This is a genomic window from Kitasatospora atroaurantiaca (genome assembly GCF_007828955.1).
In the GTDB taxonomy this organism is placed as follows: domain Bacteria; phylum Actinomycetota; class Actinomycetes; order Streptomycetales; family Streptomycetaceae; genus Kitasatospora; species Kitasatospora atroaurantiaca.
On record NZ_VIVR01000001.1, the window covers coordinates 2,554,088 to 2,569,114 of the forward strand.

Consider the following 15,027-nt stretch of genomic DNA (forward strand, 5'->3'; position numbering starts at 1 on the left):
CGGCTCCCCTCGACCCGGAGGATCGCCTCCCATGTTCGACACTGTTCTGGTCGCCAACCGAGGCGAGATCGCCGTTCGGGTGATCCGCACCCTCCGGCAGCTCGGAGTGCGGTCGGTCGCCGTCTTCAGCGACGCCGACGCCGATGCGCCGCACGTCCGCGAGGCCGACCTGGCGGTCCGGCTCGGTCCGGCCGACCGCAGCGACAGCTCTGCGGTCGAGACCTACCTGCGGACCGACCAGATCCTGGCGGCGGCCCGCCGTACCGGCGCCCAGGCCGTCCACCCGGGCTACGGCTTCCTCGCCGAGAACTCGGCCTTCGCCCGCGCCTGTGCGGAGGCCGGTCTGGTCTTCATCGGTCCGCCGCCGGGTGCGGTGGAGCTGATGGGGGACAAGATCAATGCGAAGGAGGCCGTACGCGCCGCAGGCGTACCGGTGGTCCCCGGCAGCCAGGGCGGCGCCCCGACCGACGCGGAACTCACCGCGGCAGCCGCCGAGATCGGCTACCCGGTGCTGCTCAAGCCGTCCGCCGGCGGCGGCGGCAAGGGCATGCGGCTCGTCCGGGACCCGGCGGACCTCGCCGGTGAACTGACCGCCGCCCGCCGGGTCGCCCGTACGGCCTTCGGGGACGACACCCTGCTGCTCGAACGCTGGGTCGACCGGCCCCGGCACATCGAGGTCCAGGTCCTTGCCGACACCCACGGCAGGACCGTGCACCTCGGCGAACGCGAGTGCAGTCTGCAACGCCGACACCAGAAGCTGATCGAAGAGGCACCCTCCGTCCTGTTGAACCCGGAGACCCGGGCCGCCATGGGCGCGGCAGCCGTCCGCGCGGCCGAGGCCTGCGGCTACACCGGTGCGGGCACTGTGGAGTTCATCGTGCCCGGCATCGACCCCGACGGGCCGGCCCCCGAGGGCGTGCTGGACTTCTTCTTCATGGAGATGAACACCCGTCTCCAGGTGGAGCACCCCGTCACCGAGCTGGCCATCGCGGTGGGCGCCGACACCCCGCACCCGCAGCGGCTCGACCTGGTCGAGTGGCAGCTCAGGATCGCCGCCGGCGAGGACCTGCCCTTCACCCAGTCGGACATCTCCTTCCAGGGCCACGCGATCGAGGCCCGGATCTGCGCCGAGGACCCGGACCGCGACTTCCTGCCCACCGGCGGCCAGATCCTGGTCCTCGACGAACCGCGGGGCACCGGCATCCGGGTGGACTCCGGTGTCGGCCCGGGCACCGAGATCAGCAGCCTCTACGACCCGATGCTGGCCAAGGTCATCGCGTACGGGCCCGACCGCCCGACCGCTCTCCGCCGGCTCCGCGCGGCGCTCGCGGACACCCGGATCCTCGGAGTGACCACCAACTCCGGTTACCTGCGGCGGCTGCTCGCCCACCCCGACGTCGCAGCCGGCCGACTCGACACCGGCCTGGTCGAGCGGACCGCGGAGCAGCACCCCGAGCTGCTGGCCTCGCCGTACACCCGAACCGTTTCCGATCATCCGACAGAACTGCCGGCACCGGGGGCGGCGCCCTCCGAGCAGGGCGGCACCGAGGTTTCGCCTCCTTCCGTCTCCGCCGTGGAAACGCTGTACTACGCGGCCGCGCTGACCCGGCACCTGGCGCTCGCTCCGGCCACCGCCTCCAACGGCTGGAGCGATCCCTTCTCCGTCCCGTCCGGCTGGCGCCTGGGCGGCGAACCGGCCTGGACCACCCACCGGCTCCGCCTCCCGGGACACGACCCGGTCTCCGTCCTCGTACGACCCGTTGCCGGCCGCAACGTATCCGAGGCCACTGACAATTCCTCAGACAGCACCCCTGAACTGCAGGTTCGTCTTGGTGACGGGCCGATCCGGCAGGCCCGGGCCACCCGGACCGTCGGCCGGCTGCATCTCACCGTCGACGGTCTGCAGACCACGTTTGCACACGCCACCGACAACGGCCCCGCCACCACCGTCGGCCCGGTGACCTGGCTCGGTGTCGACGGCGACGCCTGGGCGGTGCACCCGTACGACCCGGTCGCCGACCGGACCGGAGCCGCGGCCGCCCACCACGGCGCGCTCACGGCCCCGATGCCAGGCACCGTCACGGTGGTCAAGGCCACCCTCGGCGAGCAGGTCCGGCGCGGGCAACCACTGATGGTCCTGGAGGCCATGAAGATGGAACACGTGATCTCGGCGCCGCACGACGGCACCGTCACCGAACTGCGGGCCACCGCCGGCGCCACCGTCGCCATGGAGGAGCTGCTGGCCGTCGTGACCCCCGACGAGGACCTCTCCGGCGAGGCTGCATCATGACCACCCCCGCAGAACAGATCAGCGCAGCGCGAAACGGCGCACCGCAGGCCGGCTCGCACGAGCCCGACGCCCTCGAACTCGGTCTGCCCGCCCCCGTGCGCGAGCCGGGCCTGCCCGCCCGGGTACGGATCCACGAGGTGGGGCCGCGCGACGGGCTGCAGAACGAGAGCTCGCTCGTCCCGGTCGAGGTGAAGGCCGAGTTCATCACCCGGCTGGCGGCCACCGGGCTGCGTACCGTCGAGGCCACCAGCTTCGTCCACCCGAAGTGGGTCCCCCAGCTGGCCGACGCGGAGGACCTGATGCCGCAGCTGGGCGAGCTGCCGGGCCGTCACCCCGGCCTGCGACTGCCGGTCCTGGTGCCGAACGAACGCGGTCTCGACCGTGCTCTCGCGCACCACGTCACCGACATCGCGGTCTTCGCCAGCGCGACCGAGACCTTCGCCCGGCGAAACCTCAACCGCTCTGCGGACGAGGTGCTGACGATGTTCCGCCCGGTCGTGGAGCGGGCGGCCGAGGCGGGTGTCCCGACGCGCGGCTACCTGTCGATGTGCTTCGGCGACCCGTGGGAGGGCCCGGTCCCGCAGGCGCAGGTGATCGACTTCGGCGTGCGGCTGCTGGAGCTTGGGTGCACCGAGCTGAGCCTCGGCGACACCATCGGCGTGGCCACTCCGGGCCAGGTCACCGCGCTGCTGGAAGGCTTCGCCCGGGCCGGGGTACCGACCGAGCGGATCGCCGTCCACTTCCACGACACGTACGGCCAGGCGCTGGCCAACACCCTCGCCGCGCTGCGCAGCGGGGTGACCACGGTGGACGCCTCTGCGGGCGGCCTGGGCGGCTGCCCGTACGCCAAGAGCGCCACCGGCAATCTGGCCACCGAGGACCTCGTCTGGATGCTGCACGGCCTCGGCATCGAGACCGGCGTGGACCTGCGCGCGCTGGTCGCGGCCAGCGGGTGGATGGCTCAGCAGCTCGGCCGTCCCAGCCCCTCCAGGGCCGTCCAGGCGCTGTACAGCCACCCGGCCTGACCGCTTCCTTCAGGTTCCTTCGGGCCGCTCACTCCACGGCCCCGCTCACTTGGGGGCCCTGCTCACTCGAGGGCCCCGCCCTTCCCCATCCTTCAGGGCCTCGCCCTTCCCATCGACAACACCGGCCTTCCGGGCCGCGATCCAGGAGGATCACCATGCTCGACCACCGACTGGACCACGAGTACGAGGAACTTCGCCGCACGGTGGCCGAGTTCGCCCAGGACCTGGTCGCCCCGAAGATCGGCGAGTTCTACGAGCACGGGGAGTTCCCGTACGAGATCGTCCGCGAGATGGCCCGGATGGGCCTCTTCGGGCTGCCCTTCCCCGAGGAGTACGGCGGCATGGGCGGCGACTACTTCGCCCTCGGCCTCGTGCTGGAGGAGCTGGCGCGGGTCGACTCCTCGGTCGCCATCACACTCGAGGCGGCCGTGTCGCTGGGCGCGATGCCGATCTACCGCTTCGGCACGGAGGAGCAGAAGCGCGAGTGGCTGCCCCGGCTGACCTCGGGCGAGATGCTGGGCGCCTTCGGCCTGACCGAGCCCGAGGGCGGATCGGACGCCGGCGCGACCCGTACCACCGCCCGGTACGACGAGGCCACCGACGAGTGGGTGATCAACGGCACGAAGTGCTTCATCACCAACTCGGGGACGGACATCACCGGCCTGGTCACCGTGACCGCCCTGACCGAACCGATCGCTCGTTCGAGTGAAGACGGCTCGGATCTCTCGCCATCGCGCGAAATCTCTTCCATCATCGTGCCCACCGGTACCCCTGGCTTCACGGTTTCGAAGAAGTACTCCAAGGTCGGGTGGAACGCCTCCGACACCCGCGAACTGTCCTTCACCGACTGCCGCGTCCCTGCGGCCAACCTGCTCGGTACGCGTGGCCGCGGCTACGCCCAGTTCCTGCGGATCCTCGACGAGGGCCGCATCGCCATCGCAGCCCTGGCCACCGGCCTGGCCCAGGGGTGCGTCGACCAGTCGCTCCAGTACGCCGCCACCCGCCGCGCCTTCGGCCGCCCGATCGGCGCCAACCAGGTCATCCAGTTCAAGCTCGCCGACATGGAGATGCGCGCCCACACCGCCCGCCTGGCCTGGCGGGACGCCGCCTCCCGGCTGCTGCACAACGAGCCCTTCAAGAAGGAGGCCGCGATCGCCAAGCTGTACTCCTCCGAGGCTGCCGTCGACAACGCCAGGGAGGCCACCCAGATCCACGGCGGCTACGGCTTCATGAACGAGTTCCCGGTCGCCCGCTTCTGGCGTGACTGCAAGATCCTGGAGATCGGGGAGGGCACCTCCGAGGTCCAGCGGATGCTCATCGCGCGGGAGTTGGGCATGACCTCCTGAGTCTGCGCCCGGTTACCCGCTCCACCGTCGGCCACGTTCAATCACCGACTGCCCCACCACGCACCAACCACGACCGCTGGACGCCCGGCACACCTCTGTGAGGCCCGAGACTCCCTCACATGTGTGCCGGCGTCCGCTCCGGCGAGACGGCCACGCATCGGCCCCGACACCCCGTCAAAGCCTGCGGGTTCACCGACTGCACGTCAGGGAATGACGATGACCGGCCGGTTGGCCCGGCGCGCCAACCTGCCCGAGACCGAACCGAAGAGCTTGCCTAGCAGCCCGTGGGTACTCCCCACCACGATCGCGTCGGCGGCGTACTCCCGGCCGACCTCCTCGATCTCGTGACAGATGTCCCCGCCCCGCTCCACCAGGATCCACGGCACGCCGGCCAGGTAGTCGGCGCAGGCCAACTCCAGTCCGAGGATCTCCGTCCGGTGATCCGGAAGATCGACGAAGACCGGCGGCTCACAACCGGCCCAGACCGTCGCCGGCAGGCGGTTGGCCACATGGACGATCACCAGCCCGCACTGGGAGCGGCGGGCCATGCCGACCGCGTACGCAAGCGCCCGCTCGCTCGAGAGGGAGCCGTCGAACCCCACCACCACACCATGCTGGAAGACCGGGTCGCAGGCGCGCGCCGCCTGCTCCTGAACCGAGGGCTCGTCCACCCCGCCCGGCCGGCCGACCGCCGACCCCGCGCCGTCCGTCACCGCGCCCTCCGCCCGCTCTTCCCTGTGCTCGCCCCTCCGCTGCCGCGGCTTCGGCCAACCGCGGCGCACGACGTCGCGGGCGAAAACGGCCGCTGACCGCCGGACGTCCGGCGCGCACGACGAGGACTCGTCGACCGGCCGGGCGACGACATTCGCGTCAGCGGATCTGGGGGGCTCAAAACCAGCCATGGCTCAAAGCTCTTCGAGTGAGATGGGCCGACAGGGAAGGACAAAGCTGCCCAGGCAACAAGCCCACCCACGACACCGAGCCGGTCTCTGCCGAGCGCCACCGAATGTGACCTATTCCTTTCAGAGTACGACGGAGGCGAGGCCCAGCCCAGCAGCAGAGCCCCGAAACGGCAACGATCCCGCTAACGGAGGATGCGTGCGCCGCGCCTTTCACGCCCCCCTGCTACCGGCGGTCCGGCGCCCGCCCGAGAAGGAGGTTCCCTGGAGCTTGGCCGAGGAGGCTCTCCAATGCAACAGCCCGACAACACAACGTGACCGGACTGTCATCGACCGGTACCGTGCCCATCCGGGCCCTCCCGAGACCCTCGCGAAATCCTGCGCAGACACAGCGTCCCCGTCAGGCGCAGTGATCTCCTGCGTCCTCCGTATTCACTCTGTCCCCTAGATCCGGTAGATCCGCTACCTCCAGGACGCTCCGGTTTTCGGCCATTTCGATCCAGTTCGGGCCGTCGATTGGCAATTGCCATCTGCATACCCCGGAGCACTGGCAGCATGCAGCGCATGCCGCTGCTGCTGTTCGACCTCGACAACACCCTCCTGCCCCGAGACGCCGCGTTCAGAGCCTGGGCGCAGGACTTCCTGGACGAACACCGTCTACCACCCGGCGACCTGAGCTGGTTCACCACCATCGACGGCGGCGGCTACGTGCCCCGCGGCACGGTACTTGGGGCCATCAAGCGCCGCTACGGCCTCGACCACTCCACCGAACTGCTCCTCGCCCACTACCGGCGGGGCATCAACTCCCACATCCACTGCCCCGCCTCGCACATCGACGCGCTGCACACCGCGAGGGCCGCCGGATGGACTCTCGGCATCGTCAGCAACGGCGGCACCCGCCCCCAGTTGGAGAAGATCCGCCGCACCGGCCTCGGCCCGCTGGTGGACGGCTGGGTGATCTCCGAGGAGGCCCGATGTCTCAAACCTGACCCGCAGATCTTCGAGATCGCCGCGCAACGCTGCGGCGTTCCACCGACCGCCGACTGGACCTCGCACACCTGGATGATCGGCGACTACGCGCCGGCCGACATCGCGGGCGCCGAGGTGACCGGCCTCCGCAGTGTCTGGCTCCACCATGGCCGCCCCTGGGCCGAATCGGGCTACCGGCCCACCCTCAGTGCTGCCGGCCTGCCCGAGGCCGTCGGCCTGGTCCTGACGGCACGTAACGCACCGAGCCTCCGACCGAACCCGCGCCGCTCCGTCCGCCCGGCGGTCGCCACAGCCGACGCCGCTCCCGTCCAGCTGGCGGGCGCCCCTGCCGCTGCTCCGGCCTCCGAACGCATCCGTCACGCCGGCGAGTACAACGGCGAGTACGAGATCGAGCGCCCAACCGGCCGGTACGCCGTGCCCCGCTCCTCTGCGTCCGCCCCTGCCCCTGCCCCCGTTCTGGCCCCGGTTCTGGCCCCGGCCCCGACACCCGTCTCAGCACTCGGCCCGCGACCGGCTGCGGCGGCGACCACAGCACCCGGGCGGACCACGGCCGCCACCGTCCCGCCCTTCCCCGCCAACAAGACCGGCGCAGCTGCCGTGCGCCGCGTCGCGGCCGTCCGCATCCCTGACGGCACCGCCGGTTAGGCCCTGTCCGACGATTCGCGTCAGATCAGCGCGCGGGGGTGGGCGCCCGGCGGGAACTATCGGACAGGGCCTAACGCCACCAGCGGGTCACGCCCTGCTCGGTGAAGCCCAGCCTGCGGTACAGCGGTTCACCGAGCAGGGTGGCCACCAAGGTGGTCACCCGCCCGGGGTGGGCGGCCAGTGCCTCGGCCACCGCCGCGCGGGCGATGCCCTGAGACCGGTGCTCCGGCAGGGTGGCCACCCAGTAGACGCCGACCGTCTCCCCGTCGTCATAGGTCATACAGCCGCCGGCCGGCCGGCCGTCCACCCGCCCCAGCCATGCCCGGTAGCCGGGGAGCGTGAGCAGCCCCGGCGGAAGCAGCTCACCCCGTACCCAGGGCTGCCTGGCCGCCACGGGGAACCCCTCGACCACGGCCCGCTCCACGGCTGCCAGATCCTCGTCGTCCCGGACCTCGTCGACCGTCAGCCCGGCGGCCGTCCGATCGGAGATCCCCAGGCCTGATGCGTCCTCGGGTTCGCGGGCCATCACCGCCATCTGAAGGGAGGCCTCGCGGCCGAACCGCGCGAGGTCCAGTCCCCCGTACGGGTCCTCGAGGCAGAGCTGAACCGTTCCCCAGGTACGGAACAGCTCCGTCAACTCCGCCACCAGTTCCCCGGCTTCGCCGTACGGCCGGGTGATCACGACGCGATGGGCGTCAGCCGCGTCCCGGGCACAGCGGACAGCCGTGTACCCCGCGCTCCGGATGTGCTCCCACCCGTGCACGCGGGCCTGGCCGAGCCAGAAGGCGGCGGCATTGTCGTTGGCCTGTTCGAGCCGGCTGCGCATCTCCATGGAGCGACCCTAACCGTGCGGCCCGACGGCCTGCCCTGGCCCCTCTTTGGCTGCACAGCGGCTCACAGCGGCGCACATCCGCTCCCCGCGCGCCCCTGTTGCGAACCGCCTATTTTCAGTCAATCTCGGGACAGGTCATCACCGTTGGGCAAAGCCGCAGCCCAGACCATCCGGCAGGGCGCACCGCACCACACTCCCCGGAGACAGGTCGTGCGACAACAAGCCACCGTTCCTCCCGCCCCCTTCCCAGAGGGGTCGACGGGTGCCACGCTTCGTGATCGAATGCATCACGCCAAATTGCCATGTCGACATAGCGTCGGATGGTGAACTTGTCACAACGGCAACGGTCCACCCAGTAGATTCGATCTTGGCGAGCAGTGCAGCACCACCACACCACACCACCGAGGGGGCTGGAGCGCCTTGAGCAGGGTGAGCAGGAGCGACGCGGGTCCTGACGGCGGCCAGTCGCCGTCCGGCCGCACGAGCCGGGCTTCGAGAAGCGACGCGACCGCACAACAGGCCGCACCCACCTCGGCGTCGAGACTTCCCCACAACTCTCAGGGCACCCACGGCAGCCACGCCACCCACCCTGGTCATGCAGCACAGCCTTCAAAGGCTCATCATGGCCCCCAGTCGTCCCAACCGTCCTACCCTGCCCAGTCGTCGCATGCGTCGCGGGCCGGACATCAGGTGCCTCTCAACTCGACTTCGGGGCCACAGGGGTTCGCACCGCAAGCCCTGGGCGGCGGGTCATTCGCGGGCCAAACTACCGATTCGGTAACCGGGCTGACCCTTGGTCCGGCCACCGCGCCGGTGACCGCCTACGCCACCACGGCCGCCCTCTCGCAAGCCGCGAGCCCGCTCCAGAGCCAGATCCCGGCCCAGCTGCCACATCAACTCCCGGTCCAGCACGGTGGTCCCGCAGCCTCGATGGCAGCTGCGGCAACGGCAGGCACCACGGGCGCCTCGACTCCCGGCCTCGCTCCCGCACCTCGGAAGCTGTCCGGGCGGCGGCGCCGCGAGACCGTTGCCGTCCTGATCTTCGGCGGGGCCCCGATCTTCGAGAGCTCGATCCCGCTCTCGGTCTTCGGGGTGGACCGCCAGGATGCCGGGGTCCCCCGGTACCGCCTGCTGGTCTGCGCCGGCGAGGACGGCCCGCTCGCCACCACCGGCGGGCTGACCCTCACCGCCCCCTACGGCCTGGAGGCCCTCTCCCGCGCGGGGACCATCGTGGTGCCCGCCTGGCGGTCGATCTCCCAACCGCCGCCCGTCGAGGCGATCGCCGCCCTGCGCAAGGCCCACCACGAGGGCGCCCGGATCATCGGCCTCTGCACCGGTGCATTCGTCCTCGCGGCCGCCGGCCTGCTGGACGGCCGCCCGGCCACGACGCACTGGATGTACGCGCCGACCCTGGCCAAGCGCTACCCGCGCGTCCATGTCGACCCTCGCGAACTCTTCGTCGACGACGGCGATGTGCTCACCTCCGCCGGAACGGCGGCCGGCATCGACCTCTGCCTCCATGTCGTGCGGAGCGACCACGGGGCCGAGGCCGCCAATGCGCTGGCCCGTCGGCTGGTCGTGCCGAGCCGGCGCGGGGGCGGCGGGCAGGCCCAGTACATCGACCAGTCATTACCGGAGGAGATCGGCAACGACCCGCTCGCCGAGGTGGTGACCTGGGCGCTGGAGAACCTCAACCAGCAGTTCGACGTCGAGGTACTGGCCGCTCGCGCGTACATGAGCCGTCGTACGTTCGACCGCCGGTTCCGTACGCTCACCGGCAGCGCGCCGCTGCAGTGGCTGATCACTCAGCGGGTGCTGCAGGCCCAGCGGCTGCTGGAGACGTCCGAGCTCTCGGTGGACGATGTGGCACGCCGTTGCGGCTTCCGCTCGCCGGTCGCGCTGCGCGGTCACTTCCGCCGCCAGTTGGGGGTCTCCCCGGCCGCGTACCGGACGAGCTACCGGGCCCGTCGGCCCGCTCCGACGCCCGCCGTGCCGTCGCAGGGCCACCCGGCCGACCGGGCGCCCGGCTCGGGCACCCACGTCGGCCAGACGGGCCAGGTCGGCTCGGCCGGCGCGGCCACCCCGCAGACACCCGGTTCCCCTGGCAACCCGCCGCCGGCCAAGAACCGGATCCGGCCGCTCGTCCCCGCCCAACCGGGCCCGGCCAGCCGGCCGCCCCGTGCCTCCGAGCGGGCCTCCGACCGTGCCTCCGACCGCTCGTCCGAGCGGATCGCGGAACGCACCGTGGAGCACGCGGTCGCGGAGGAGGAAGGCCATGGCCAGCCCACGGCCCGTGGCCTGGGGCAGGGGCACCGGCCGGACGGCGCGGCACTCGCCGGCAGCCGCCCGGACACCCGTACGGACACGCACCCGGACACCGGTACCGAGACCCACACGGACCCGGACGACGAAGGGAGCCCCGGCGCGGCACGTCCCAACGCGGCCGGCCGTCAACTGTCGGGCTCGCGTGATCGCGCCGTAGGGTGAGTGGCGTGAATGACCGTTTGGTATGGATCGACTGTGAAATGACGGGGCTCGACCTCGGCCGGGACGCCCTGGTCGAGGTCGCGGCGCTCGTGACCGACTCCGAGCTGAACATCCTCGGCGAGGGAGTGGACGTCATCATCCGCCCGCCCGCCGAAGCGGTGGCGAACATGCCCGAGGTGGTGCGGACCATGCACACCGCCTCCGGGCTGCTCAACGAGCTGGAGAACGGCGTCACGCTCGCCGAGGCCGAGGCACGGGTGCTGGCCTACATCCGGGAGCACGTTCCGGAAGCCGGCAAGACACCGCTGTGCGGCAATTCGGTGGCGACCGACCGCGGGTTCCTGGCCCGTGACATGCCCGCTCTCGAACAGCACCTGCACTACCGGATCGTGGACGTCTCCTCGATCAAGGAGCTGGCCCGCCGCTGGTTCCCCCGCGCCTACTACAACAGCCCGCAGAAGGGCGGCAATCACCGCGCGCTCGCGGACATCCGCGAGAGCATCGCCGAACTCCGCTACTACCGTGAGGCCGTGTTCGTCGAGCCGCCCGGCCCGGACACCGACGCCGCCCGGGCGATCGCGGCGAAGTACCAGCTGCCCACCTCCTGACCAGCCCCCACCCTCTCCCCCGCTCTCCCCCGCGGCGGCGCCCGCACTCGAAACCCTGGCGCGAGCACCCTCTCGGATCCTGTAGAGTTCTTCCTGTCGGAGCGGGAACGCCCCGGACAGATGGTGGGTGTAGCTCAGTTGGTAGAGCACCTGGTTGTGGTCCAGGTGGCCGCGGGTTCGAGTCCCGTCACTCACCCCAACAGCCTTGAGGGCCGGATCTCTTGAAGAGATCCGGCCCTCAAGGCGTTTCGGCATGTCCACCGTTCGGATCGAACATGGCGGACCTCCGGCGAGAGGCCGGACCGCACGTCATGCCCGCCGGCCCGGAAGATTCCGGTGGCCCCTCCCGCAACAAGCTACTGGCTAGTAACATCATCGGCATGACCACACCTTCGATCGGCCAGCTGCTCGACTCCACCGTGCCGATGGCCCGCACCCTCAAGCTCGAGTACCTGGAGACCAGCCCCGAACGGGCCGTGCTGCAGCTCCCGGACCAGCCCGAGTTCCACAACCACGTCGGCGGGCCGCACGCCGGTGCGATGTTCACCCTGGCCGAGTCCGCGAGCGGCTGCATCGTCCTGGCGGCCTTCGCCGACCAGCTCTCGCGCGCCGTGCCGCTGGCGGTGAACGCCGAGATCTCGTACAAGAAGCTCGCCATGGGCGTCGTCACCGCGACCGCCACCCTCGGCCGCCCGATCGCCGACATCCTCGCGGAGCTGGACAAGGGCGAGCGCCCCGAGTTCCCGGTGACGGTGGAGATCACCCGCGCCGACGGCGCCGTCACGGGTGTGATGACCATCACGTGGACCCTGCGCCCCAACTCCTGACCCTCCCGGGGCAGGAGGGCGAGGACGGGACCCGACCCACGGGTCGCCGCCGCAGCCGACGGCTGACCAGGGCTCAGGAGAGCTCCGGTCAGCCGCCCACGGCCGCCCAAGCCGCCCTCCCCGTACCGGAGCTACGCGGAGTCCCGCACCACCAGCTCCGTGGCCAGCACGACCTGCCGCCGGGCCCGCCCGCGGTCGGCGATCTCGTCCAGCAGCAGCCGCACCATCGTCCGCCCCATCTCCTCGGTCGGCTGGCGCACGCTGGTCATCGGCGGATCGGTGTGCCGGGCCACGATCGAGTCCTCGAAGCCGATCACGGCCACCTGGCCCGGCACCTGCCGCCCGGCCGCCCGCAGCACCTGCATCGCCCCGGCGGCCATCACGTCCGACGCGCAGAAGACCCCGTCCAGCCCGGGCCGGCGCTCCAGCAGCTCACGCATCGCCAGCCGGCCGCCCTCCTCGGTGAAGTCGGCCAGGCCCACCAACTCCTCCTCGTACGGGCGTCCGGCCTCCTCCAGCGCCCGCCGGTAGCCCCCGAGACGCGCCCAGGCGACCTCCATGTCCAGCGGCCCGGTGATGGTCGCCACCTGCTCGCAGCCGCGCCGCAGCAGGTGCCGTACGGCCATCCGGGCGCCGCCCGCGTTGTCCGCGTGGACGTAGCTCAGCGGCTCCAGGTCGCTGCGCCGCCCGGCGAGCACGGAGGGGATCTCCAGGCTCTCCAGCAGGCTCGGCAGCGGGTCGTCCTGATGCACCGACACGAGCAGTACGCCGTCCACCCGCTGCGCCCGCAAATAGGCCGAAAGTCGTTCCCGCTCGCGCTGGTTGCGGACCAGGATCAGGAGCAGCTGCATGTCGGTCTCGGCGAGTTCGGCCGAGACGCCGCTGATGATGTCCGAGAAGTACGGCTCGGAGAAGAGCCGGGTCTCCGCCTCCGGGACGATCAGCGCGATGGAGTCGGTCCGGGAGGTGACCAGGGTGCGGGCCGCCCGGTTCGGCACATAGCCGAGCTCCGCGATCGCCGTCTGGACCGCCTCGCGGGCCTTGTCGCTGACCCGGGGCGAGCCGTTGATCACGCGGGAGACCGTGCCGCGTCCGACGCCGGCGAGAGCGGCCACCTCCTCCAGGGTCGGTCGCGCCGAGCCTCGCCCGCTCGCGCCCGAGTTGCCCCGGGGCCCCGCGGGGCGTTGTGCGGTCTGGCTCATCGCTCACCTCTTGGAGATCTTCCCGGGACCGGCCGTCCCGGTTACCGCTCATCTCGGTTGCTGCTCATTGTGGCCGGTTCCGGCCCCGACCGATCCCCCCGGGCCGTGATCAGGCCCGCCAACTGCAGCTTCGCCTGCCCTGACGGTCCCGGGGCGGCACCGCTCGCCCACGGGTCCGCCGCCGCCAGGACACGCTCCGGCAACGGATCCGACTTCTGGTCTTGACACTCGCCCCTCTGACACAGGAACCTTCCGGCATGCCTCGTGGGAGCGCTCCCACACTCTAGCGGCGAATGGCTGCCGGGAACACCGCTCGATCAACGACTCGAAGCACCGCCTGCACAGCCCGCACTGCCCGCACCACCCGCCGAACTCTCGCGGACCCAGCACCCCACGCATAAGCCGACTCAGAAGCGACCGCAGAACCCCACGCAGCAAGACCCGAGCCCCACGCAGAACCCACGCCCCACCCCGGAACCTCGTGCCCCACCCGGAACAAGGAGACCGCAATGCGCACCACCCGCCCCCGCAGAGCCGCCGTCCTCGCCACCACCGCACTCGCCACCACCGCCCTCCTGCTCACCGGCTGCAGCAGCAGCGCCAAGAGCGGCTCCGACGGCTCGTCCTCCGCCGCAGGCGGCGAGAAGATCACCCTCACCGTCGGCGACTTCGGGACCTTCGGCTACAAGGAGGCCGGGCTGTACGACGCGTACATGGCCGCCCACCCGAACATCACCATCAAGTACGACACCACCCAGGACGGCCAGAAGTACTGGGACGCGCTGACCACCCACCTCGCCTCCGGCAGCGGCCTCGCCGACATCCAGGCCGTCGAGGTCGGCTACATCGCCCAGGCCGCCGGCACCCTGGGCGACAAGTTCACCGACCTCGGCAAGGCCGACGGCGTCAGCGCCGGTGCCTGGCTGCCCTGGAAGTCCAAGCAGGCGACCACCGCCAACGGCGCCCTGATCGGCCTCGGCACCGACATCGGCCCGATGGCCGTCTGCTACCGCAAGGACCTCTTCCAGCAGGCCGGCCTGCCCACCGACCGGGAGTCCGTCGGCAAGCTCTGGCAGGGCGACTGGAGCAAGTTCGTCGAGGCCGGCAAGACGTACCAGGCCAAGGCTCCGGCCGGCACCTTCTTCACCGACTCCGCGAGCGGCCTGTTCAACGCCGCACTGTCCAGCGAGAAGGACCAGTACTCGGACGCCTCCGGCAAGCTCGTCTACAAGGACAGCGCGGGCGTCAAGAAGGCCTGGGACATCGCCGTCAGCGCCTCGCAGGCCAAGATCAGCGCCGGGCTGCGGCAGTTCCAGGACAACTGGAACGCCGCTTTCACCAACGCCAAGTTCGCCACCGTGGTCTGCCCGTCCTGGATGACCGGCATCATCAGCAAGTACTCCGGCGACTCCGGCAAGGGCAAGTGGGACATCGCCCAGGCCCCCGTCGCCAGCAACTGGGGCGGCGCCTTCCTGACCGTCCCGAAGGCCGGCAAGCACCAGAAGGAGGCGGCCGCCCTGGCCGCCTGGCTGACCGCACCCGAGCAGCAGGCCAAGGTCTTCACCAAGGTGGGCAACCTGCCCTCGACCACCGCGGGCCTGCAGCTGCCGGCCGTCCAGAGCGCCAAGCTGGACTACTTCGGCGACACCCCGACCGGCCAGATCTACGCGACCACCGCGCAGAGCATCCTGCCCGCGGCCATCGGTGAGAACGACGGCACGGTGAAGACCATCATCACCGACAACGGCATCCTCGACATCGAGCAGCACGGCACCGACCCCGCCAAGGCCTGGTCCAACGTGAACAAGCTCATCGCCGACAAGGTCAACGGCTGACCCCGGAAGCACATCTGACGCTCAACCAGCTGTCCGGCCGA

9 protein-coding genes, 1 tRNA gene and 2 pseudogenes are annotated in these 15,027 nt (G+C 71.1%); 9 read left to right on the top strand and 3 right to left on the bottom strand.

All coding sequences use genetic code 11. From position 1 onward, the window contains the following. The first annotated feature begins 31 nt into the window (after positions 1–31). The 3 genes from FB465_RS11805 (at position 32) to FB465_RS11815 (ending at position 4,661) form a co-directional block, all read left to right on the top strand. The gene (locus tag FB465_RS11805) at positions 32–2,290 is read left to right on the top strand and encodes an acetyl/propionyl/methylcrotonyl-CoA carboxylase subunit alpha (protein WP_145790132.1); all 2,259 of its coding nucleotides are present in this window, start codon (positions 32–34) and stop codon (positions 2,288–2,290) included. After that, positions 2,287–3,315: a hydroxymethylglutaryl-CoA lyase gene (locus tag FB465_RS11810; RefSeq protein ID WP_145790134.1), complete on the top strand. Its 1,029-nt coding sequence runs from the start codon at positions 2,287–2,289 to the stop codon at positions 3,313–3,315. Before FB465_RS11805 ends, FB465_RS11810 begins: the two co-directional genes overlap by 4 nt. Positions 3,316–3,470: 155 nt before the next feature. Further along, the gene (locus tag FB465_RS11815; protein ID WP_145790135.1) at positions 3,471–4,661 is read left to right on the top strand and encodes an acyl-CoA dehydrogenase family protein; all 1,191 of its coding nucleotides are present in this window, start codon (positions 3,471–3,473) and stop codon (positions 4,659–4,661) included. A gap of 203 nt (positions 4,662–4,864) precedes the next feature. On the opposite strand, the pseudogene FB465_RS11820 reads toward FB465_RS11815, so the two are convergent. Further along, positions 4,865–5,302 (bottom strand): annotated as a pseudogene (locus tag FB465_RS11820) (universal stress protein); the annotation flags it as partial. A gap of 813 nt (positions 5,303–6,115) precedes the next feature. Here FB465_RS11820 and FB465_RS36280 point away from each other — a divergent pair. Then, positions 6,116–7,195: an HAD family hydrolase gene (locus FB465_RS36280; protein ID WP_246192623.1), complete on the top strand. Its 1,080-nt coding sequence runs from the start codon at positions 6,116–6,118 to the stop codon at positions 7,193–7,195. Positions 7,196–7,265: 70 nt separating this feature from the next. Here the strand turns inward: FB465_RS36280 and FB465_RS11830 are convergent, their stop codons facing one another. Next, positions 7,266–8,027, bottom strand: coding sequence for a GNAT family N-acetyltransferase (locus FB465_RS11830; RefSeq protein WP_145790138.1), 762 nt, complete (start codon positions 8,025–8,027; stop codon positions 7,266–7,268). A gap of 930 nt (positions 8,028–8,957) precedes the next feature. Here FB465_RS11830 and FB465_RS11835 point away from each other — a divergent pair. From FB465_RS11835 to FB465_RS11850, 4 genes and pseudogenes are all read left to right on the top strand, one after another. After that, positions 8,958–10,041: pseudogene (locus FB465_RS11835) on the top strand (helix-turn-helix domain-containing protein); the annotation flags it as partial. Between the two features lie 478 nt (positions 10,042–10,519). Continuing rightward, a complete protein-coding gene (orn, locus tag FB465_RS11840) occupies positions 10,520–11,122 on the top strand; it encodes an oligoribonuclease (protein WP_145790140.1) in 603 nt (200 codons plus the stop codon). 123 nt (positions 11,123–11,245) lie between these two features. Then, positions 11,246–11,321: transfer RNA gene (locus FB465_RS11845), tRNA-His, on the top strand. Positions 11,322–11,502: 181 nt separating this feature from the next. Further along, positions 11,503–11,949 carry a DUF4442 domain-containing protein gene (locus FB465_RS11850; RefSeq protein WP_145790142.1) on the top strand — a complete coding sequence of 149 codons (447 nt, stop codon included), beginning with the start codon at positions 11,503–11,505 and terminating at the stop codon, positions 11,947–11,949. Between the two features lie 131 nt (positions 11,950–12,080). Here the strand turns inward: FB465_RS11850 and FB465_RS11855 are convergent, their stop codons facing one another. Then, entirely contained in the window at positions 12,081–13,151 is a 1,071-nt protein-coding gene (locus FB465_RS11855) for a LacI family DNA-binding transcriptional regulator (RefSeq protein ID WP_145790144.1), read from the bottom strand. A 509-nt stretch (positions 13,152–13,660) separates the two neighbouring features. On the opposite strand from FB465_RS11855, the gene FB465_RS11860 reads away from it, so the two are divergent. Further along, entirely contained in the window at positions 13,661–14,986 is a 1,326-nt protein-coding gene (locus tag FB465_RS11860; protein WP_145790146.1) for an ABC transporter substrate-binding protein, read from the top strand. The last annotated feature ends 41 nt before the right edge of the window (positions 14,987–15,027 follow it).

Excerpts from the sequence above, each read along its gene's own strand:
- FB465_RS11860 (WP_145790146.1), top strand. The coding sequence starts at position 13,661 with ATGCGCACCACCCGCCCCCGCAGAGCCGCCGTCCTCGCCACCACCGCA.
- FB465_RS11850 (WP_145790142.1), top strand. The coding sequence starts at position 11,503 with ATGACCACACCTTCGATCGGCCAGCTGCTCGACTCCACCGTGCCGATG.
- FB465_RS11810 (WP_145790134.1), top strand. The coding sequence starts at position 2,287 with ATGACCACCCCCGCAGAACAGATCAGCGCAGCGCGAAACGGCGCACCG.
- FB465_RS36280 (WP_246192623.1), top strand. The coding sequence starts at position 6,116 with ATGCAGCGCATGCCGCTGCTGCTGTTCGACCTCGACAACACCCTCCTG.
- FB465_RS11815 (WP_145790135.1), top strand. The coding sequence starts at position 3,471 with ATGCTCGACCACCGACTGGACCACGAGTACGAGGAACTTCGCCGCACG.
- FB465_RS11830 (WP_145790138.1), bottom strand. The coding sequence starts at position 8,027 with ATGGAGATGCGCAGCCGGCTCGAACAGGCCAACGACAATGCCGCCGCC.
- FB465_RS11805 (WP_145790132.1), top strand. The coding sequence starts at position 32 with ATGTTCGACACTGTTCTGGTCGCCAACCGAGGCGAGATCGCCGTTCGG.
- FB465_RS11855 (WP_145790144.1), bottom strand. The coding sequence starts at position 13,151 with ATGAGCCAGACCGCACAACGCCCCGCGGGGCCCCGGGGCAACTCGGGC.